Annotated in this window: 19 protein-coding genes; 9 read left to right on the plus strand and 10 right to left on the minus strand. The window is 66.4% G+C overall.

The window, feature by feature from the left end:
- Positions 1-31 precede the first annotated feature (31 nt).
- The 6 genes from ASF09_RS10340 to ASF09_RS10365 are packed head-to-tail and all read left to right on the plus strand — an operon-like array spanning position 32 to position 5,732.
- The gene (locus tag ASF09_RS10340; RefSeq protein WP_056053820.1) at positions 32-265 is read left to right on the plus strand and encodes a DUF6489 family protein; all 234 of its coding nucleotides are present in this window, start codon (positions 32-34) and stop codon (positions 263-265) included.
- Between the two features lie 7 nt (positions 266-272).
- Positions 273-1,550 carry a tRNA uridine-5-carboxymethylaminomethyl(34) synthesis GTPase MnmE gene (mnmE, locus tag ASF09_RS10345; RefSeq protein ID WP_060526122.1) on the plus strand — a complete coding sequence of 426 codons (1,278 nt, stop codon included), beginning with the start codon at positions 273-275 and terminating at the stop codon, positions 1,548-1,550.
- A gap of 54 nt (positions 1,551-1,604) precedes the next feature.
- Positions 1,605-3,440: a tRNA uridine-5-carboxymethylaminomethyl(34) synthesis enzyme MnmG gene (gene mnmG / locus ASF09_RS10350; RefSeq protein ID WP_060526123.1), complete on the plus strand. Its 1,836-nt coding sequence runs from the start codon at positions 1,605-1,607 to the stop codon at positions 3,438-3,440.
- The gene (gene rsmG / locus ASF09_RS10355; protein WP_060526124.1) at positions 3,437-4,057 is read left to right on the plus strand and encodes a 16S rRNA (guanine(527)-N(7))-methyltransferase RsmG; all 621 of its coding nucleotides are present in this window, start codon (positions 3,437-3,439) and stop codon (positions 4,055-4,057) included. The genes mnmG and rsmG overlap by 4 nt, the downstream gene beginning before the upstream one ends.
- Positions 4,054-4,836, plus strand: coding sequence for a ParA family protein (locus ASF09_RS10360; RefSeq protein ID WP_055874932.1), 783 nt, complete (start codon positions 4,054-4,056; stop codon positions 4,834-4,836). The genes rsmG and ASF09_RS10360 overlap by 4 nt, the downstream gene beginning before the upstream one ends.
- Entirely contained in the window at positions 4,833-5,732 is a 900-nt protein-coding gene (locus ASF09_RS10365; protein WP_060526125.1) for a ParB/RepB/Spo0J family partition protein, read from the plus strand. Before ASF09_RS10360 ends, ASF09_RS10365 begins: the two co-directional genes overlap by 4 nt.
- Positions 5,733-6,011: 279 nt before the next feature.
- Here ASF09_RS10365 and holA read toward each other — a convergent pair whose 3' ends face one another.
- From holA to ASF09_RS10385, 4 genes are read right to left on the minus strand one after another with little or no spacing between them, the layout of a single operon-like run.
- Positions 6,012-7,031: a DNA polymerase III subunit delta gene (gene holA / locus ASF09_RS10370; protein WP_060526126.1), complete on the minus strand. Its 1,020-nt coding sequence runs from the start codon at positions 7,029-7,031 to the stop codon at positions 6,012-6,014.
- Positions 7,028-7,558, minus strand: coding sequence for an LPS assembly lipoprotein LptE (gene lptE / locus ASF09_RS10375; RefSeq protein ID WP_060526127.1), 531 nt, complete (start codon positions 7,556-7,558; stop codon positions 7,028-7,030). Before lptE ends, holA begins: the two co-directional genes overlap by 4 nt.
- Positions 7,555-10,248, minus strand: a complete 2,694-nt coding sequence (gene leuS / locus ASF09_RS10380; RefSeq protein ID WP_060526128.1) for a leucine--tRNA ligase — start codon at positions 10,246-10,248, stop codon at positions 7,555-7,557. Before leuS ends, lptE begins: the two co-directional genes overlap by 4 nt.
- 10 nt (positions 10,249-10,258) lie before the next feature.
- On the minus strand, positions 10,259-10,690 hold the full coding sequence (locus ASF09_RS10385; protein ID WP_056053843.1) for a DUF3576 domain-containing protein: 432 nt from the start codon (positions 10,688-10,690) through the stop codon (positions 10,259-10,261).
- A gap of 312 nt (positions 10,691-11,002) precedes the next feature.
- Between ASF09_RS10385 and ASF09_RS10390 the strand changes: the two genes are divergently transcribed.
- Positions 11,003-11,710 carry a hypothetical protein gene (locus ASF09_RS10390; RefSeq protein WP_200912557.1) on the plus strand — a complete coding sequence of 236 codons (708 nt, stop codon included), beginning with the start codon at positions 11,003-11,005 and terminating at the stop codon, positions 11,708-11,710.
- Between the two features lie 131 nt (positions 11,711-11,841).
- Here the strand turns inward: ASF09_RS10390 and ASF09_RS19800 are convergent, their stop codons facing one another.
- Positions 11,842-12,399 carry a thiamine phosphate synthase gene (locus tag ASF09_RS19800; protein ID WP_235529785.1) on the minus strand — a complete coding sequence of 186 codons (558 nt, stop codon included), beginning with the start codon at positions 12,397-12,399 and terminating at the stop codon, positions 11,842-11,844.
- 22 nt (positions 12,400-12,421) lie between these two features.
- Between ASF09_RS19800 and ASF09_RS10395 the strand changes: the two genes are divergently transcribed.
- The gene (locus ASF09_RS10395) at positions 12,422-13,096 is read left to right on the plus strand and encodes a YggS family pyridoxal phosphate-dependent enzyme (RefSeq protein ID WP_060526129.1); all 675 of its coding nucleotides are present in this window, start codon (positions 12,422-12,424) and stop codon (positions 13,094-13,096) included.
- Positions 13,093-13,767 carry an HAD family hydrolase gene (locus ASF09_RS10400; protein ID WP_060526130.1) on the plus strand — a complete coding sequence of 225 codons (675 nt, stop codon included), beginning with the start codon at positions 13,093-13,095 and terminating at the stop codon, positions 13,765-13,767. The genes ASF09_RS10395 and ASF09_RS10400 overlap by 4 nt, the downstream gene beginning before the upstream one ends.
- Positions 13,768-13,975: 208 nt before the next feature.
- Here the strand turns inward: ASF09_RS10400 and ASF09_RS20595 are convergent, their stop codons facing one another.
- From ASF09_RS20595 to ASF09_RS10425, 5 genes are all read right to left on the minus strand, one after another.
- Positions 13,976-14,452: a YdcF family protein gene (locus ASF09_RS20595; protein ID WP_060526131.1), complete on the minus strand. Its 477-nt coding sequence runs from the start codon at positions 14,450-14,452 to the stop codon at positions 13,976-13,978.
- Positions 14,453-14,484: 32 nt separating this feature from the next.
- Entirely contained in the window at positions 14,485-15,531 is a 1,047-nt protein-coding gene (ribA, locus tag ASF09_RS10410; RefSeq protein ID WP_060526132.1) for a GTP cyclohydrolase II, read from the minus strand.
- Complete coding sequence (locus ASF09_RS10415) at positions 15,528-16,310, minus strand: exodeoxyribonuclease III (RefSeq protein WP_060526133.1); 783 nt, start codon at positions 16,308-16,310, stop codon at positions 15,528-15,530. Before ASF09_RS10415 ends, ribA begins: the two co-directional genes overlap by 4 nt.
- Positions 16,311-16,652: 342 nt before the next feature.
- A complete protein-coding gene (locus ASF09_RS10420; protein ID WP_060526323.1) occupies positions 16,653-17,282 on the minus strand; it encodes a LolA family protein in 630 nt (209 codons plus the stop codon).
- Between the two features lie 220 nt (positions 17,283-17,502).
- The gene (locus ASF09_RS10425; RefSeq protein WP_060526134.1) at positions 17,503-18,888 is read right to left on the minus strand and encodes a carbohydrate porin; all 1,386 of its coding nucleotides are present in this window, start codon (positions 18,886-18,888) and stop codon (positions 17,503-17,505) included.
- Between the last annotated feature and the right edge of the window lie 168 nt (positions 18,889-19,056).

The raw sequence follows: 19,056 nt of genomic DNA on the forward strand, positions 1-19,056 counted from the left end.
GACCGCTCAAGCGTCATCGAGGGTGCGTCACATGAAGATGAATATCGAGATCGAATGCACGCCTGAAGAAGCGCGCCGCGCGGTCGGGCTGCCCGACCTGACGCCGATCCACGACCGTTATATCGCGATGATGATGGAGGCGATCCCGGACGGCCAGATGAAGCCCGAGATGCTCGAATCGATGATGCGCGGCTGGCAGCCGATGGGCGAGGCGGGAATGGCGATGTGGAAGCGCCTGTTCGACAGCGCGACGAAAAGCGGCTGAGTTTCCCGTGAAGACGATTTTCGCGGTATCGAGCGGACGACCGCCAGCGGCGATTGCCGTGGTTCGGGTGAGCGGGCCCCAGGCGTTTGCCGCGGCCGAGATGCTCGCGGGACCTTTGCCGGCGCCGCGCCACGCTAGCCTCCGGGGACTGCGGGACACCGATGGGGCGTTGCTAGATCGCGCGCTGGTCATCGTGTTTCCGGGACCCGCGACGGCGACTGGCGAAGACTTGGTCGAGTTTCATTGCCACGGTGGTCGTGCGGTGATCGCCGTGGTCGAGCGTGTGCTGTCGGGGATGCCAGGGTTGCGGCACGCCAAGCCGGGGGAGTTCACGCGCCGTGCTTTGACCAACGGGCGGATCGACCTGACCGAGGCGGAGGGGCTCGCCGATCTTCTCGAAGCCGAGACGGAGAGCCAGCGTGTCGCGGCGATGACGGCGGCGGAGGGGCGGGTAAGCCGGGCGGTGCGAGGCTGGATGGATTCGGTCGCGATGCTGTCCGCGCGGGTCGAGGCGATGCTCGACTTCGCCGACGAGGACGACGTGGCGAGCGATACTGCAGCGTTCGACGTGATCGTTTCTGAGATCGACGCACTCGCCTCGGAGATCGAGGCGGTGGTCGATACCCCGCCGGTCGAGCGGCTGAAGGACGGGCTACGGGTCGTCATTGGTGGCCCACCCAACAGCGGCAAGTCGACGTTGCTCAACCTGCTGGGCGAGCGCGATGCGGCGATCGTCTCGCCGATCTCGGGAACGACGCGCGACCGGATCGATGTTCCGGTGACGCGGAACGGTGTCGCCTATGTGCTGACCGATACCGCGGGTTTGATCGATACGCTCGACCCGATCGAGGCGATCGGGGTCACGCGTGCGGAAGGTGCGCTCGCCGCAGCGGACATCGTGATGTGGCTGGCTGATACCGTGCCGCCCCGCGGGGATGCGATCTGGATTCATGCGCGCGCCGATCTGCCGGGGCGGGGAGAGTTGCCCGCCGACCGGACATTGGCGGTCTCGCAAAACGACCTGGGATCGCTCGATGCCCTTTGGGATGAACTGCACCGTCGAGCGATTGCGATGCTGCCGCGTGGCGATGAGATCGCATTGAAGCAGTACCAGCGCCGGCAGTGCGCTGCGGCGGTCGAGGCTCTTCGGTATCGAAGCTCCGATGCGCTTGTCATTGCGGAACACCTTCGACAGGCTCGTGCAATCCTTGCTGGCGTGCTTGGGCTCGACGCGACGGGGGAAATGCTCGACGCGCTGTTCGGACGTTTCTGCATCGGCAAGTGATGTTCCACGTGGAACATCTTTGACGCGTCGGTCGCGGCGTTCTACGGCCGTGACATGTTCGATGTAGTGGTGGTTGGCGGTGGCCATGCCGGAACCGAAGCCGCAGCCGCGGCGGCGCGGAGGGGCGCGCGTACCGCGCTCGTGTCGTTCGACGCAGCGCATATTGGCACAATGTCGTGTAATCCGGCGATCGGTGGGCTCGGTAAGGGGCACATGGTTCGCGAGGTCGATGCGTTCGACGGGCTGATCGGACGCGCGGCCGATGCTGCCGCGATCCACTATCGGATGCTCAATCGCAGCAAGGGTTCGGCGGTGCAGGGGCCTCGAGTCCAGGCCGATCGGCGTCTCTACTCACGTACGATTCAGGCGATGCTTGCGGCCACCGAGGGGCTTTCGATCGTCGAGGGCGAGGCGACGGCGTTGCACTTTAACGGCGATCGCTTGGCGGGTGTCGTGCTGGCGGATGGCTCGATCGTCGCAGCACGAGCGGTCGTATTGGCGACCGGCACGTTCCTAGGCGGACGTATATTCCGGGGGGATGACCGCGAGGAAGGGGGCCGGATCGGCGAGCGTGCCGCCAAGCCACTTGCGGACCAGCTGCGCGCGCGGGACTTGCCGATGGCGCGACTGAAGACGGGGACGCCACCTCGGCTCGATGGGCGCACGATCGACTGGGGTGCGCTTGCCGAGCAGCCGTCTGACCTCGATCCCTGGACGATGTCGCCGATGGCTCGAACACGTCCATTGCCCCAGATCGCCTGTGCCATCACGCGTACGACTGATCGGACGCATGCGATCATCCGCGATGCGTTTCATCGGTCGCCGCTGTTCACCGGCGCGATCGAGGCGGCGGGGCCGCGTTACTGTCCGTCGATCGAGGACAAGGTGCATCGGTTCGGCGACCGGGACGGGCATCAGGTTTTCCTCGAACCGGAGGGGCTCGACGACGCGACGGTCTATCCGAACGGGCTGTCGACGTCGCTGCCGGTCGAGGTTCAGGCGGCAATGCTGGCAAGCATTCCCGGGCTCGAGCGCGTGACGATGACGATGCCAGGGTATGCGGTCGAGTATGATTATATCGACCCGCGTGCGCTCGATACGCGGTTGGCGCTGGGGGCGATCGAGGGCGTGTTTTGCGCGGGGCAGATCAACGGCACGACGGGGTATGAGGAAGCGGCGGGGCAGGGGCTCGTCGCTGGACTCAACGCGGCGGCGTATGCGTGCGATCTGGCGCCGGTGATCCTGGATCGCGCGTCGAGCTATCTCGGGGTGATGATCGACGACCTGACGCTGCAGGGTGTTACCGAGCCGTATCGGATGCTGACGGCGCGGGCGGAGTTCCGGTTGTCGTTGCGTGCGGACAATGCCGAGACGCGGCTGGGCGGGATTGCGGAGGCGGCTGGGTGTCTTGGACCCGAGCGGCTGGTGCATCAGCATGCACTGGCCGAGGACCGTGCTCGTTTCCGATCGGCGCTCGACGGGGAGCGGACGGCGACCCATGTGGCCGATCAGGGCGTGGCGATTGGTAGAGACGGTGCGCGGCGGACCGCGTTCGATTGGCTCCGGTTCGAGGGCGTGACGCTCTCGCATGTCGCGCCGGATGCTGCTGAAGGCATCCCGGCGGCAGTCGTTGACGAAGTGTTAGAGGACGCGCGCTACGCTCCGTATATCGAGCGGCAGGCGCAGGAGGTCGCGCGGTTGCGGGCCGACGAGGCGATCCGTTTGCCGGAGGACCTTGCCTATGATGGCGTGCCGGGCCTGTCGAACGAGATGATCGATCGCTTGAGTGCTGCGCGGCCGACCTCCCTGGCGGCGGCGGCGCGAGTGCGAGGGATCACACCGGCGGCTTTGTCCGCGGTATTATTGCATACGAAACGAGTGCCAGCATGACCGAAGACGATGCACAGAGCTGGACGACGGAGCGGTTCGGGGCGGAGGCTACCGAGCGGCTGACAGCGTTCGTCGCGATGGTCGTCGAGGAAGCGCCGCATCAGAATCTGATCGCACCGTCGACGATCCCGACAATCTGGGATCGGCATGTGGTGGATTCGCTTCAGTTGGTTGCGCTGGCTGGCGCGGATACGTCGTCGAAGCGGTGGCTCGATATCGGCACCGGCGGGGGGTTTCCCGGTATGGTCGTCGCGCTGGTTCGCAAGGGGCCGGTCGATCTGGTCGAGCCCCGGCGCCGGCGTGCGGACTTCCTCCAGCTTTGTGTCGCTCGGCTTGGGCTTGGCGAGCAGGTTCGCGTTCATGCCTCCAAAGTCGAGAATGCGACTGCGGACGCTTCCATCATTTCCGCCCGCGCGGTCGCGTCGTTGCAAAACCTTTTGCGTGGCGCGGCGCACTGCGCCACAACGAAGACGCGGTGGTTGCTTCCTCGGGGGCGTTTCGACGAGGAGGAGCTAGCCGCGCTCAAGCAGCATTGGCGGTTTATGTTCCACGTGGAACAAAGCGTCACGAACCCGGAGTCGTCGATCGTGGTTCTGGATCGGGTAAGCGCGCGATGATCACCATCGCGGTCGCCAATCAAAAGGGCGGGGTGGGCAAGACCACCAGCGCCATCAACCTTGCGACCGCGCTCGCGGCGACGGGGATGCGCGTGCTGCTGGTCGATCTCGATCCGCAGGGCAACGCGTCGACCGGGCTCGGCATCGGCCATTCGCAGCGCGAGCGGTCGAGCTACGATGTGCTGGTCGGTGAGACGTCGATCGAGGAAGCGGTGGTGCATACGCGCGTGCCGCGGCTCGATATCGTGCCGGCGACGGTCGACCTGTCGGGCGCAGAGATCGAGCTGGTCGATTTCGACGCGCGTACCCACCGGCTCGATCGTGCGGTGAAGGCGGCGCAGGGGCCGTGGGATATCGCGCTGATCGATTGCCCGCCGTCGCTGGGGCTGCTGACGATCAACGCGATGGTCGCGGCGGACTCGCTGCTCGTGCCGCTGCAATGCGAGTTTTTCGCGCTCGAGGGGTTGTCGCAGTTGTTGAGTACGGTCGAGCGGATCCGGCAGCGGTTCAATCCGGGTCTGTCGATCCTGGGGGTTGCACTGACGATGTTCGATCGGCGTAACCGACTGACCGACCAGGTCTCGGCGGACGTTCGCGCGGTGCTGGGGAAGGTCGTGTTCGAGACGGTCATTCCGCGCAACGTGCGGCTGTCGGAGGCGCCGAGCCACGGATTGCCTGCGCTGATCTACGATCATCGTTGTTCGGGGTCGCAGGCGTATATCGCGCTCGCGCGTGAGCTGATCGGCCGGCTTCCCGCTACCGCGCAGGCCGCGGCATGAGCGAGAACAAGCGCGGCCGTCCGGGGTTGGGCAGGGGCCTCAACGCACTGCTCGGCGAGATGGCGCGCGATACGCCGGTGTCGGCCGATGGCGCGTCTGCACCGCAATCGTCGGGCGTGCGGATGCTGCCGGTCAGTTCGCTGTCGCCGCATCCCGATCAGCCGCGGCGGCATTTCGATGAGGCGATGCTCGACGAGCTTGCCGCGTCGATCGCCTCGCGGGGGCTGATCCAGCCGATCGTGGTGCGGCCGCACGGGCATGACTTCCAGATCGTCGCGGGCGAGCGGCGTTGGCGGGCCGCACAGCGGGCGCGACTACACGAGGTACCCGTCGTCGTTCGCGACTTCGACGACGCCGAGACGCTCGAGATCGCGCTGATCGAGAACATCCAGCGCGAGGACCTCAACGCGATCGAAGAGGCGCAGGCGTATCAGCGGCTGGCGGGGGAGTATGGGCATACGCAGGAGGTGCTTGCCAAGATCGTCCACAAGTCGCGCAGTCATGTCGCGAACCTGCTGCGGCTGCTGGAACTGCCGGCGCAGGTCCAGTCGCAGGTGGTCGATGGATCGCTGTCGATGGGACATGCCCGCGCGTTGCTCGGATCGCCCGATGTGGAATCGCTCGCGGACCAAGTCGTGTCGCGTGGGCTGTCGGTGCGCGAGACCGAGAAGCTGGCGCGCGATGCGAAGCCTGGGCGGAGCCGGAGTGGCGGTGGGTCGTCCGAGCCTCGGGTGCCGGATGCGGATATTGCGGCGTTGGAGCGGCAGTTGGCGGATCTGCTCGGGCTGCAGGTGAAGGTGGCGCATACCGATACTGGGGGGACGTTGACGTTGAATTACTCGACGTTGGACCAGCTGGATATGGTTTGTCAGCGGCTTACGGGCGGGGCGATCTAGAGCGCACGCTACGCACGTACCGCCCGTTCGTACTCAGCGTGGGCGAAGCACTTGCATCCCGGAGCCTCCTTCGACTTCGCTCAGGACGAACGGGTGATAGGGGGGGGACCGCTTGTCTCCGTCATCCCGGCGGAAGTCGGGACCCACGGTTGCGGTGCGCTTCATGAGCCAACGTCCCGCGTCCATGGGTCCCGGCGTGCGCCGGGATGACGGAAGGTGGGGGGTCGGGAAGAGGGAAGCGGAGGCAGACGCGAATGCGGTTGCAGACGCGGGTGCGCGTTAGTTTCGCCGGGCGATCGCTTGGGATAGCGCCACTACGGCCGCTTCCGCCACAACCCCGCCAGCATTCCCCGACGCCATGATTGCCCGCTCGGCGGTCCGGACGCGCTGGATCGCGGTGGCAAGCATTACCGGTGACCAGCGGCGTAGCGACCTAGCCGTGCTGGCCTCTTCCTTGAAGAACACGCGGTGGCGTTTCATCACGGCGTCGACCGCTTCGCCGCGGTCGATTTCGCCGCGCATGTCGGCGAGCGCGATCAGGCGGCGGACGAGTTGGCGGAGCCACGGGATCGGCGACGTGCCGGCTTCCTCGAGCACGGCGAGTTCGGCGCCGAGATCGTCGACCCGGCCTTCGATCACGGCGTCGATCGCGCGGCTCATTTCCGCATCGCCGAGGTCTGCGCCGACGGCATCGAGTGCGTGGTGATCGAGGTCCGCGGGGCGATCGGGCGCTGCGTCGAGGTATAGCGCAAGCTTCTCGATCTCGCGCGAAATGACGGCGCGGTCGCCTCCGGTCGTATCGACCAGGCGGCGGGCGACGCCGGGGGCGGGGCGGAGGCCGTTCTCGTTGGCGATCGTCGTGGCGAGGCGTTCGGCGTCCTGCGCGGTCGGGGCGTAGCAGGCGAACGCCATCGCGCGCGGGGAGTCGATCGCGAGCTTGACGATCTTGGCAGTCGATTTGACGGTCGGGGCGATTGCCACGACCGGGTTGCCGACGCGTTCCGCCGCGAGGAGGTTGGTGAAGGCTTCGAGGCTTTCCTCGCCGGCCGACGCGACGCGGACGAACCGGGCCCCGGCGAACAACGATAGCGAGGCGGCTTCGTCGGTCAGCCGGCCAGGGTCACTCTTGAGCGTCGAGCCGTCGAGATCGACGCGTTCGGCATCCGCGCCCATCGCCTTGGCCAGCACGCGGGCGAGGTCGCTTGCGCCGGCTTCGTCGGGGCCGTGGAGCAGGTACAGGCGGATGTCGCCACCCGGCTTGGCCAGCGCACCGCGGATCTGGCCGACGCTGGCCTTCACTTGGCGGGCGTAGTGGCCTGCGCCGCAGCGACCGCGGGCGTGTTGCGCGCGTACAGCGCAACGCGCGCGACGATCTGGTCGGCGACGATCTGCGACAGGCGTTCGAGCGCGGTGTTCTCCGCCGCGATCGTCGCATATTCCGAGCGGACGACGTCGATGCCGGCGTCGGAGCCCGCGGTCGCGTCGAGCAGCACCGAGTTGTCGCCGATCCGCACGAGCTGATAGCGCGCGCGCAGAGTCCGGCGTTCGCGCGAGACGCTGTCGTCGGTGCGAACGCCGAGGCCGCTGATCTGGTCGTCGAGGCGGATGTCGATCCGGTAGAGCGCCGGTGCGCCGTTCGAGGGCAGGCGGTCGCGCAGCGCGGTGGCCATCAGCCAGCCGTTCTTGCCCGCGATCGGTGCGATCTCGACCTGGCCGAGCGCGCCTGCGACCGGGCCGCTGCTGCCGCCTGCATAGAGCGGGTGCAGGCCGCAGCCGGACAGCACGGGGGCCAGCGCCAGCGCGCCGAGGATCGCTAGGCGCTTCATGCGACGATGTTCACGAGACGGTCGGGCACGACGATCACTTTCCGGGGCGGCTTGCCCTCGAGCAGGCGGACGATCTTTTCGGAGGCGAGCGCGGCGGCTTCGACCTCGTCCTTCGGCGCGCCCTTGGGGAAGACGAGCGTGTCGCGCAGCTTGCCGTTGACCTGCACCGCGATCGTGACCTCGTCGTCGACCAACATCGCCGGATCGACGATCGGCCAGGCGGCGTCGGCGATCAGGCCGTCGTTTCCCGCGGTCGCCCAGGCTTCCTCGGCGACGTGCGGGACCATCGGGCTCACGAGCAGCAGCAGCGTGCGGATCGCCTGCTCGCGGTCTGCGGAGGGCGCGGCCTTCTCGATCGCGCTGCACAGGGAGTAGAGCCGTGCGACGGCCTTGTTGAACTGCAAGGCGTTGATATCGCTCTCGATACCGACGGTCGTCCGGTGGCAGAGTTTACGCAGGGCGATGTCGTCGCCCTCGGCCTTGGCTGCGTCGTCGGACTCGATCAGGCGCCAGAGACGCTGAACGAACCGCCACGCGCCTTCGATGCCGGATTCGCTCCAGGGGAGATCGCGTTCGGGCGGCGAGTCGGAGAGCACGAACCAGCGCACCGCGTCGGCGCCATACTGGTCGACGATCGGCTCGGGATCGACGGTGTTCTTCTTCGACTTCGACATCTTCGTCACGCGACCGACCGTCACGGGGCCGCCGGTCGCGATCTCGATATACCCCGTATCGGTCTTGCGGACCTCATCGGGAGACAGCCACTTCGTCTTCATGGGCGCGTCGCTCGAATCGTCGTCGTCGGTGTCGACCTCCGGCTGCGCGTCGCCGGCGTCGCCTCGGCTATACGTCTCGTGTGTGACCATCCCTTGCGTGAACAGCCCCGCAAACGGCTCGGCGATGTCGAGCATGCCGATATGCTTCAGCGCGCGCGTCCAGAAGCGCGCGTAGAGCAGGTGCAGGATCGCGTGCTCTACGCCGCCGATATACTGGTTGACCGGCAGCCACTTCTCCGCGCCCGTCCGGTCGAACGGCTTGGCGTCCGGTTGGCTGGCGAAGCGGATGAAATACCACGACGAATCGACGAACGTGTCGAGCGTATCGGTCTCGCGCCGCGCGTTCGCACCGCAGGACGGGCAGGGGACGTGCTTCCAGGTCGGATGGCGATCGAGCGGGTTGCCGGGGATGTCGAACGACACGTCCTCGGGCAGTACGATCGGCAGCTGGTCCTTGGGCACCGGCACCGCACCGCACGCGTCGCAGTGGATGATCGGGATCGGCGTGCCCCAGTAACGCTGGCGGCTGACGCCCCAGTCGCGCAGGCGGAACACGGTCGTGCCCTTGCCCCAGCCTTCGCCCTCGGCGCGCTCGATCACGACGCGCTTGGCGTCCTCGATGTCGAGCCCATCGAGAAAGTGCGAGTTCACGATGGTGCCGGCGCCGGTCCAGGCGGTGTCGCCGACGAACACGGGGGCTTCGTCATCGCCTTCGCTAACGACGCGCTTGACCGGCAGGTCGTATTTGCGTGCGAAATCGAGATCGCGCTGGTCGTGCGCCGGCACGCCGAACACCGCGCCGGTGCCGTATTCCATCAGCACGAAGTTCGCGATGTAGACGGGGAGGTGCCACGTCTTGTCGAGCGGATGCACCGCACGCAGACCAGTGTCGAAGCCGAGCTTTTCCTGCGTATCGAGTTCCGCCGCAGTAGTGCCACCGCGCTTGCAGAGTTCGATGAAGGCCGCGGCGTCGGGGTTCGTCTCGGCGATGGCGCGCGCGATCGGGTGATCGGCGGCGACCGCGACGAAGCTGGAGCCGAACATCGTGTCGGGGCGGGTAGTGAAGACCTCGACGAATTCCTCCCCGGTACGGGGAGGGGGACCATCCGCAGGATGGGGGAGGGGGCTGTCGGCGGCCGCTGCCGTATGTGGCGCGCCCCCTCCACCCCCGGCTTCGCCGGCGGTCCCCCTCCCCGTGCCGGGGAGGAGTGCGAACTTGAACTGCAGGCCCTGGCTGCGGCCGATCCAGTTTTCCTGCATCAGCTTGACCTTGTCGGGCCAATGCTCGAGCGCGCCGAGACCGTCGACCAGCTCGTCGGCGAAGTCGGTGATCTTGAGGAACCACTGCGACAGCTTGCGCCGCTCGACCAGCGCACCCGAGCGCCAGCCACGACCGTCGATCACCTGCTCGTTGGCGAGCACGGTCATGTCGACCGGATCCCAGTTTACCGCCGATTCCTTGCGGTACACGAGCCCCGCCGCGAACAGGTCGAGGAACAGCGCTTGCTCGTGCCCGTAATATTCAGGCTCGCACGTCGCCAGCTCGCGCGTCCAGTCGAGCGCGAAACCCAGCCGCTTCAGCTGTGCCTTCATCGTCGCGATGTTGGCGCGCGTCCAGTTGCCTGGATGCACGCCCTTTTCCATCGCGGCGTTCTCGGCGGGCATGCCGAACGCGTCCCAGCCCATCGGATGGAGCACTTCCATGCCCTTCATCCGACGGAACCGCGCGAGCACGTCGCCCATCGTGTAGTTCCGGACATGCCCCATGTGGATGCGCCCCGACGGATAGGGGAACATCTCGAGCACGTACGAGCGCGGCTTGGTCGACAGGTCGTCCGCGGCGAACGTCTTGCGTTCGTCCCAGACCTTCTGCCACGCCGCGTCCGCCTTCAACGCATTGAAACGCGACGCCATTATGTCGTCCTCAGCCCGCGATCGAGGCGCGGCGCAGGTCGCGGGCCTTGGTCAGGATGATGTCCTCGAGCTTCTGCGTGGTCGCGGCCTGGACCGGCGACGAGACCCACTGGCCGTTGCGGTTGACTTCGCGGAGCGCTGCGACGCGCAGTGCATCGGCGCGCAGATCCTGGTCGAGGATCGAGACGGTGACCTTCATGCGCTCGGTCGGCGTCTGCGGATTGATGTACCAGTCGGTGACGATCACGCCGCCATTGGAGTCGGTCTGGAGCAGCGGCATGAAGCCGAGCGTGTCGAGGCTCGCGCGCCACAGATAGCTGTTCACGCCGATCGTCGTGATCTTCGATGCGGCGAGATCCGCCTTGGGACGCGCCGAACCGCCGCCGCAAGCGACGAGAGGCAGGGCAAACAGCACGACTGCGATACGCGAGCGGCGGAACATGGGCATCATCCTGGCAAGAAAATCAGCCCTTGCTCTACAGGCGAGCCCGCGCGCCCGCAAGCAGACGCGGGTATCCCAGCCATAGGCTGAGCGAGCGCCGGACGGGACGATATTCGCGCGGCAAAACGAGTCGGTTAGGACCGATCCGGTAGCGCTAACGCAGCGATCTGTGTGCTGATTGCAACACTGTCCGACAAATCAGCGACGAAGAGGGCAATCCGCCGGGTCTGCGGCCTTTGCGGTGGATCAATTCGTGATAGACGCAGTTTCACGAGGATCCGATTACGGGATTCGAAGGACAGATTCGTTGTGATGACGCGTGGGGGAATTTTCGGGGTGGTTGCCGGGGCGCTTGTCGCCACTGCCGCAATCGTCGCGCCTGCCTTCGGCGCCAGCGAACAGCCCGCCCGGATCGCCAAGCACAACGTCGCCGCGGTTCGCGGTATCGGTTCGTTCACGCCCGCCGCCGCCGACCCCCGCCTTGCCGCGATGTTCGCGCGCGGTGGCTTCGACGCCGGCAGCTTCCGCTTTACGCCTGCCGAAACGCGCCAGGATAACCGTGCGGTGACCGTTGCGGTCCGTGCGCAGACCAACCGCGGTGTCGCCAGCACGGCCAGCCTTGCTTCGACCACGCCGACCGTTGGGATTGCGCCGATCGCGTATAACCTCGGCATGTCGGTCGGCTGGAAGCGGTTCGCGATCTCGGGCGACGTGAACAAGCTCGATCTCGGCGTTATGCCGGGCGGCCGTGAAGCAGCTGACCTCGCGGTAAGCTACAGCGCCAAGAAGTTCAGCGGCACCGTGAAGGCCGTGGCGGACCGTCCGCTCGCCAACGCGCCGCACCTCGTCGAGGAAGCACCGAGCTATTCGGTCGACGTCGGTGGCTCCTACGCCCTGACGCGCAGCCTCGCGGTGACCGCGGGCGTGCGCTATCGGTCGGACCGCGAGCGCTTCGTGAAGGTCGACGATGACCGCCGCGACAGCCAGGCGGTGTATCTGGGCACCGCCTTCCGCTTCTAAGCGTCCGGCGGAGCGATGTTCGTCGGAAATCGAGACTGATCGTGGCTAGCTGGATCTGGGTGGTGCGCAATTCTACCTTCCCGTCATCCTGACGAAAGTCAGGATCCAGTGCCATGAGACGCAGCGATCGGTTACTCTGGATCCTGACTTCCGTCAGGATGACGGCGTATTGTAGGCATCCAGGCGTCTATCGCGGCCCAGCCGTGGAAGCCGAACCGCCGGATGCGCCGCCAGCGCGACTCGTTCATTCCGCCGAGCGCAATTATCGGTATCCCAAGCCCCCGGCCGATCCCCAGTGCCCGCGCGGGACCGATCCCAGACGCGTTTTCGTGTGAACGGGTGGCATGAACCGGCGATACGAACAGGGCATCGGCCCTTGCATACTTGCCCGCCAAGGCCTCGCCTCTCGAATGCGCTGACCAGCTTCTGATCCCGAACGTGCGTGCAGGACCATGAACACCATCGGCGCGGCCAGCAGCTTTTCCAGCCACCACGACGACAAGCCGCCGCGAAAGTCCGATGCGCTTGACCCTCCGCAGCAATGCCCGCCGTTCCCCCTCGGGCGTGGCATAATGCCGAAACACCACGCCGGATCCCGGCGGCAATCGCGTGAGCGCGCGCCACAATGCATCGCCCATACGCTCGTCCGTCATCAACCAGCGTGTGGGAATGGGGTTACGACGAGCCACGCCGCTGCCTATAGCGCGCCGCATGATTGCTGACGACACCACCAAATTGCAGGGCATCCGCACCCGGATCGCCAAGGCCGCCGAGATCGCGGATCGCCGCGCGGACGATGTGACTCTGATCGCGGTCTCCAAGACGCATCCGGTCGAGGCGATCGAACCGCTGCTCGCCGAGGGCCAGCGCGTGTTCGGCGAGAACCGCGTGGCAGAGGCGTCCGAGAAATGGCCGGCGTTGCGTGCGGCGTATCCCGACGTCGAACTGCACCTGATCGGCCAGCTCCAGTCGAACAAGGCAGCCGAGGCGGTGGCGTTGTTCGACTGCATTCACGCGGTCGATCGCCCGTCGCTGGTCACCGCGCTGGGCAAGGCGATGGAGGCGAGCGATCGTCGGCCGGACTGTTTTCTCCAGGTCAATATCGGCGACGAACCGCAAAAGGGTGGCTGCGCGATCGCCGACCTGCCCGCGCTGGTGGAGCAGGCGCGCGCCGCCGGTTTGCAGATCGCCGGACTGATGTGCCTGCCGCCCGCGGATATCGAGCCGGCGCCGTATTTCGCGCTGCTGGCCAAGCTAGCGCGCGATCACGGGCTGACCGGCCTCAGCATGGGCATGTCGGACGATTTCGAAACCGCGGTGACGATCGGCGCGACTCATGTCCGGATCGGCAGCGCGCTGTTCGGCGCGCGGGGGACGGGCGCATGAGCATTCCGGTTCGGTTCGAAGCGCTGCTGTTCGACTTCGACGGCGTGCTGATCGACAGCGAAGCCGTTGGTAACCGCCACATCGCCGAATGGCTCACCGCCGCCGGTCACCCGACCACCGCCGACGAGTCGATGGCTAACTTCATGGGGCTCGCCGGGCCGCAGTTCATCGATGCAATCGAGCGCTGGATCGACCGGCCACTGACCGAGGACTTCTACGCCGCCCGGGAAGCGGAGGACGAGCGCGTACTGGCGGCGGGGGTCGACGCGATCGACGGCGCGGTGGCGTTCGTGCGGTCGCTGCCGGCCGACCTGCCCAAGGCGATCGTCTCGTCGAGCCCGGTCAGCTGGATCGCACGGCATCTCGAGCATATCGGCCTGCGCGATGCGTTCGGCGACCATCTATACAGCGGTCGCGAACACGTGACGAACGGGAAGCCTGCGCCCGATCTGTATCTGTTCGGCGCGCGGCAACTCGGTGTCGACATCGCGCGGACGGCGATTGTCGAGGATTCGCCGGTGGGCGCGACCGGGGCGGTGGCCTCTGGCGGCTACGTCATCGGGCTATCGGCGGGGTCGCATTGCAACGCCGAGCACGGCGCGCGACTGAAGGCTATCGGCGTCGATGCGTTGGCGGAGAGTTTCGACGATGTGGCGCGGTTGATCGGGTAAGCTAGACCCCGGTCCTGAAAGTCAGGGACAAGCCAGCCAGTATTCCGCCCCGATAGCCACACCCCCCCGGCGAAGGCCGGGGTCCAGCTGGGGGACGGCAATGACGGCGGACGGACCTTCGTTACATCGTCCTTCCCGACTGGACCCCGGCCTTCGCCGGGGGGGCTCGTTCGAGGAATGCGCAAACTCAACGCGTCCGCTGCGACCGCTAGCCCCGCTTCCGTCGCCAGACCGCGCCGATCCCCGCGACCAGATCGTACGGGATAGCCGCCGCTTCGCGCGTTCGCATCTTGAGCTGGTACCGCCGGCTCCCGCCATGCGGCACGTGGATCACGCTTGCGGGCATGCCGAGCATCGCGAACAGCATGCGGATGCGCGGCTGGTGATAGCCGTCGGTGCAGATCATGCACTGCGCATATTGGCCCGCGCGCGCGAACGCGGTCGCCGCAACGACGCTTTGCAGCGTATCGATGCTCGTCTCGTCGAGGTGGATCCGCGACCGGTCGACTGTCTCGGCCAGCACATTCTCCATCACCGATGCTTCCGAAGGCCCGTGCGACCCCTTCGCGCCTGAGCAGAACAGGTCCGCATCGACGTAGCGCGCCGCCGCCGCCGCCGCGAATGCGATGCGGCGGGCGAGGGTCGGGCTCGGGCTGCCATCGGGGCGAACCGCCGCGCCGAACACGACGATCAGGCGCCGTGAGGGTGGGATATCGGTCAGAACTGATGCCCCGTGCGGTCGCGCTTGGTGGCGAGATACTGCGCATTGTGCGGGTTCGACGGCAGGAAATGCGGCACACGCTCGATCACCGTCACGCCTGCCGCTTCGAGTCCGGCGACCTTGGCGGGGTTGTTGGTCAGCAACCGCACCTCGCGCTGGCCGAGCAGCGTCAGCATCCGCGCCGCAACCCCGAAATCGCGCGCATCGACTGCAAAGCCGAGCCGCGTGTTCGCGTCGACCGTATCGAAGCCCTGGTCCTGCAACGCATACGCACGCAGCTTGTTGACCAGCCCGATCCCGCGACCTTCCTGCCGCAGATACAGCAGGATCCCCCAGCCGCCATGCTGGATCGCGTGGATCGCGGCGTGCAACTGCGGCCCGCAATCGCATTTGAGGCTGCCGAGCACGTCACCCGTCAGGCACTCGCTGTGGAGGCGGACCAGCGGCGGCTGGCCGTTGGGCTGGCCGATCAGCAGCGCGATATGCTCGTCCGCGCTCTCAGGGCTGCGAAACGCGACGATCTCCGCATCCTCTGCGCCTTCGACCGGAAGCCGCGCACGTGCCGCGAGTGTCAGGCGGTTCGCGTCCTCGTGTGCGTCGATATCTGCGGTAGTTATGCCGACTTCGGGTTCGCCGGTGCCGAGGAAGAAGGCGGGCAGCAATCCGGCGATCCTCGCGAGACGTAGCGCGGCGGCGGCTGCTTCGGGATCGGTCACCGGGAGCGTGCGGAACGGCCCCTTCAACGGAGTCGCAAGATCGAACTGTGGATCGGCCAGCGCGGTCGCGGCGGCGAAGTCGATCCAGGGGGCGCGATCGACGAGCACGGGCTCGGTCGGATCCGCGGCTGCGACCTGATTCGCGAGCTTCAACGTCGCCGCACGACCCGACGAGATCAGCACGCCGCCATTCGCCTCCGGATCGAACGCCGCCAACCGCTCTGCATCCGCCGTCTCGACCGCGAGCAGCACCAGCCCCTCGATCGCGATCGGCCAGCCACGCCGTAAAGCGTCCACCGCGCGTGCCGCTGCGCGAGGATTACTCAAAACGCGAACTCGGTCATGATCGGAACGTGGTCGGACGGCTTCAGCCAGCTTCGGCAGCGTTCATAGACGTGGTGCGACACCGCGGCTTCGGCGGCGGCACCGGTCGCCCACATGTGATCGAGCCGACGCCCGCGATCCGAGGCTGCCCAATCCTTTGCGCGGTAGCTCCACCACGTGAACAGGCGGGCGGGGGCGGGGTGGAAATGGCGGCCGAGATCGACCCAGTCGCCCGCTGCCTGCAACTTGCCGAGCGCCTCGACCTCGATTGGGGTGTGGCTGACGACGTCGAGCAACTGCTTGTGGCTCCACACGTCGGATTCGAGCGGGGCAATGTTGAAGTCGCCGACCAGGATGGTGGGGCCGGGGAGGGTTTCCGACCACGTCGTCATGCGCTCGATGAAGTCGAGCTTCTGGCCGAATTTGGGGTTCACCTCGCGATTGGGGACGTCGCCGCCGGCGGGGACGTAGACGTTCTCGAGCCGTACGCCGTTCTCCAGCCGGACGCCGATGTGGCGCGCCTCGCTGTTTGCCTGCCAGTCGAAGCGGTCGTCCTCGACGATCGGCACGCGGCTCAGGATCGCGACGCCGTGGTGCATGCGCTGGCCGTGTAGGACGATGTGCTCGTAACCAAGCGCACGAAACGCCTCCAACGGGAAGTCGCCGTCGATGACCTTGGTCTCCTGCAGGCACAGGATGTCGGGCTGCTCGTCGCGCAGAAACTGTTCGACGATGGCGATCCGGAAACGGACCGAGTTGATGTTCCAGGAGACGATCTTCACCGGCGCGATGTAGCGTTGCGGGGGGGTGGGGACAAGGAACGCTGCTAGGGTGCGGAAGAAGTCAGAAGGTAGAAGGCGCCATCGGCAAAGCCGCTGTCGTCGACCGGGCTTTGCCCGTCGGCCGCGCTTGAGCGAGTCAGGCAAATCTTTTTGCCTGCCGCTCTACGCGAAAGACCCCCGCTCCGGGGGCATGGAGCGAGGGCCAACTCAGCGTTCGTCACGCAGGCAAGAAATGGGGAAACCATCCGGGCAACAGGGGGAAAAATCCCGAATGCCCCACATCCGCAGACCACTCTCTAGGGGGCGGAACCTGTCGCTTGCATGAATGACACCGATTTTAGGTTACTTTCTTACACCCGTGCGGCGCGGATCGTTCCAGCGGAAGGTATTGTCGCTGACCGCTTCGCCGAATTTCTGGTTGGTCAGGCGGATCGTCGTGCGGTTGTTCTGGCTGTCGAGCGCGACCCAGCCCTGCAGCATCAACCCGCCCGGCGCACTCGCGTTGCGGACGAACACCAGCGTGATCCGGCCGTATTCCGGGTGCTTGGGATCGTTCGCCTCGACCGACACGATCCGCTGGTCGTAGCCGGGGACGAGTTTCGCATAACGCGTGATGTCGCGGGTGGGATCGAGCAGCACGCCCAGCGGCGAGTTCTTGATCGGCCAGCGCTGCACCTGCTTCACCGAATAATCGATGAAGGTCAGCGCGCCGCCCTCCGCGACGATCAGGATCGGCACGCCCTTCTCGTACTGGAAACGCAGCTTGCCGGGCTTCTTGAGCGTCAGCACGCCGGTCAGCACCTTGCCGTTGCGATCCGCCTGCGAGAAGTTCGCGGTCATGGTCTCGACCGATTGCAGGTGCTTCTGCACGGCGGCCAAGTCACCAGTCGCCTGCGCGGCGATCGGGGAGGGCACGGCGGCAACGGACAAAGCGGCGATCGTCGCGATCACCGCGGGGCGGGTATTGAACATCGAAATCTCCTCAAGGCGCGACCGTTGCCCGCCCGCGCTTGAACCGCCACTGAATTCGACACGGCATTCGATGTGCGGCCAGCACTGAACCGCATCCGTCATCCTGACGAAAGTCAGGACCCAGGATCAAGCAGGGCAGCGAGTGTTATTCTGGGTCCTGACTTTCGTCAGGATGACGGGGGAGGCGGACGTCGGCAACGTGTAAAGTCGATACCCCCCCTTACAGCGTAATGGCAGCCTTCATGCCCAGCACGCCGACGTCGTTCGCGTTATGCACACCCCCGGGGTTGTGGATGAACTGCACGTTCGGGCGCAGTTCCAGCCACCGCGTCGGATGCACGCTGTAGTAAATCTCCGACGCATATTCGGCATCCTGCACCGCCGGCCGCGTCGGATCGAGCGCCTCGCCCCTCGCGACGCGCCCGTTCACGTTGGTCCGCGCCACGCCGAAGCCGAGGATGTCGCCCGGCCGCCACGGCACCAGCCCCTTGTAGAACAGTCCGGCTGCAACCTGATTGTCGGTGGTCGAGGTCGCGCGGTCGGCCTGAGTCGCGTTGAGGAATACGCTGAGACCGGTGACCGACTTGCCGTCCTTCGACGTGCCGGTGACCTGTTGCTGGAGATTGAGATACACGCCGTAGCGTGCGCTGCGGCGAAGGGGTTCGAGCCCGGTGATCGCGATCGGCTGGCGGTTCACATCGTAGAACACGTCGTCGCCGTTCGAGGTGTTGACCCAGCCGCCGACCTTGTACGCGCCGACCCGGCCATCGTTGTCGCCGCGATGCCATTCGGCCTCGACCGGGATCAGCGCGCCGGTCGCGCCGTGGAACCGGCCGATCACGAAGGCCTTTTCGAGGTTGCGCGGGTTTACCTCGTAGGCGGCGGTCTTCAGTGTCAGATGGTCGTTGACGTCGTAGCGCAGCCGCGCCCCCCATTGGCCGACCGGCCAGTTCTGCCAGTAATCGCCGACCAGATTACCAGGCTGCGCGCCGCAGAAGCTGAGGTTCTGGAAATAGCAGGAGAAGACCGCGAAATCCTCGCCAGGGTTGGTCCGGCCCGCCTTGATCTCGAATTTCTCACCGATCTTCTGCTCATACCAGAATTGCGTGAGGCGGACGGTCTGGCCGCGGCCGTATACTTCCTGGACCTGTTGCAGCACGCCGAGATTGGCGTCCGCGCCGAGATCGCGGCCACGGCGATAGGTGACGGTCGCCTGGAACGCACCGCCCTTCAGTCCAACCACCTTGTCGAGATCGAGCAATACGCCGACGTCGAACTGGCCTGTCTCGCGCAACAGCTTCCGGTCGCCGCCCGAGAAGTTATAGCCGCTTTCCGAGGCATAGCGGGCGCTGACACCGATACCGCGATCCGCGAGGCGCTTGCGGATGTCGAACCAATCGGCGAACAAACCGGGGGGCGGGGTGCGCCGCGTATCGGCGGTCAGCGCGGATGGGGAGAGATCGCTGTCGCGACGCACGCCGGCGCGGGGGCGATGCTGTGTGTCAGTGGCGGTGCTGCCGGGGATCTGCTTGGCGGTATCCTGTGCGGAGACCTGACCGGGTAGGGCGAGCGCCACCGCTGCCGCAAACAACCGCCGATACTGCATTACGCCCACCTGTTTTTCGTAACTTGTATCAACCCCGTATACCGGGCGTCGGCTGATCGAAACCCCGGTCTGCGTGCGTCACTTGGTGAAGGGCGCCCCTCCCAGTTCTCCCGCGAAGGTGGGAGAACTGGGTTCCAGGCGATATCGTTCTTGGTTCCTGGACCCCCG

This window comes from Sphingomonas sp. Leaf242 (genome assembly GCF_001422045.1).
Classification (GTDB): Bacteria; Pseudomonadota; Alphaproteobacteria; order Sphingomonadales; family Sphingomonadaceae; genus Sphingomonas.

What these genes read in the sequence shown, in the direction of transcription:
- ASF09_RS10340 (WP_056053820.1), top strand. Translation starts at nt 32, where the DNA reads ATGAAGATGAATATCGAGATCGAATGCACGCCTGAAGAAGCGCGCCGC.
- mnmG (WP_060526123.1), top strand. Translation starts at nt 1,605, where the DNA reads ATGTTCGATGTAGTGGTGGTTGGCGGTGGCCATGCCGGAACCGAAGCC.
- rsmG (WP_060526124.1), top strand. Translation starts at nt 3,437, where the DNA reads ATGACCGAAGACGATGCACAGAGCTGGACGACGGAGCGGTTCGGGGCG.
- ASF09_RS10360 (WP_055874932.1), top strand. Translation starts at nt 4,054, where the DNA reads ATGATCACCATCGCGGTCGCCAATCAAAAGGGCGGGGTGGGCAAGACC.
- ASF09_RS10365 (WP_060526125.1), top strand. Translation starts at nt 4,833, where the DNA reads ATGAGCGAGAACAAGCGCGGCCGTCCGGGGTTGGGCAGGGGCCTCAAC.
- lptE (WP_060526127.1), bottom strand. Translation starts at nt 7,558, where the DNA reads ATGAAGCGCCTAGCGATCCTCGGCGCGCTGGCGCTGGCCCCCGTGCTG.
- leuS (WP_060526128.1), bottom strand. Translation starts at nt 10,248, where the DNA reads ATGGCGTCGCGTTTCAATGCGTTGAAGGCGGACGCGGCGTGGCAGAAG.
- ASF09_RS10385 (WP_056053843.1), bottom strand. Translation starts at nt 10,690, where the DNA reads ATGTTCCGCCGCTCGCGTATCGCAGTCGTGCTGTTTGCCCTGCCTCTC.
- ASF09_RS10390 (WP_200912557.1), top strand. Translation starts at nt 11,003, where the DNA reads ATGACGCGTGGGGGAATTTTCGGGGTGGTTGCCGGGGCGCTTGTCGCC.
- ASF09_RS10395 (WP_060526129.1), top strand. Translation starts at nt 12,422, where the DNA reads ATGATTGCTGACGACACCACCAAATTGCAGGGCATCCGCACCCGGATC.
- ASF09_RS10400 (WP_060526130.1), top strand. Translation starts at nt 13,093, where the DNA reads ATGAGCATTCCGGTTCGGTTCGAAGCGCTGCTGTTCGACTTCGACGGC.
- ASF09_RS10420 (WP_060526323.1), bottom strand. Translation starts at nt 17,282, where the DNA reads ATGTTCAATACCCGCCCCGCGGTGATCGCGACGATCGCCGCTTTGTCC.
- ASF09_RS10425 (WP_060526134.1), bottom strand. Translation starts at nt 18,888, where the DNA reads ATGCAGTATCGGCGGTTGTTTGCGGCAGCGGTGGCGCTCGCCCTACCC.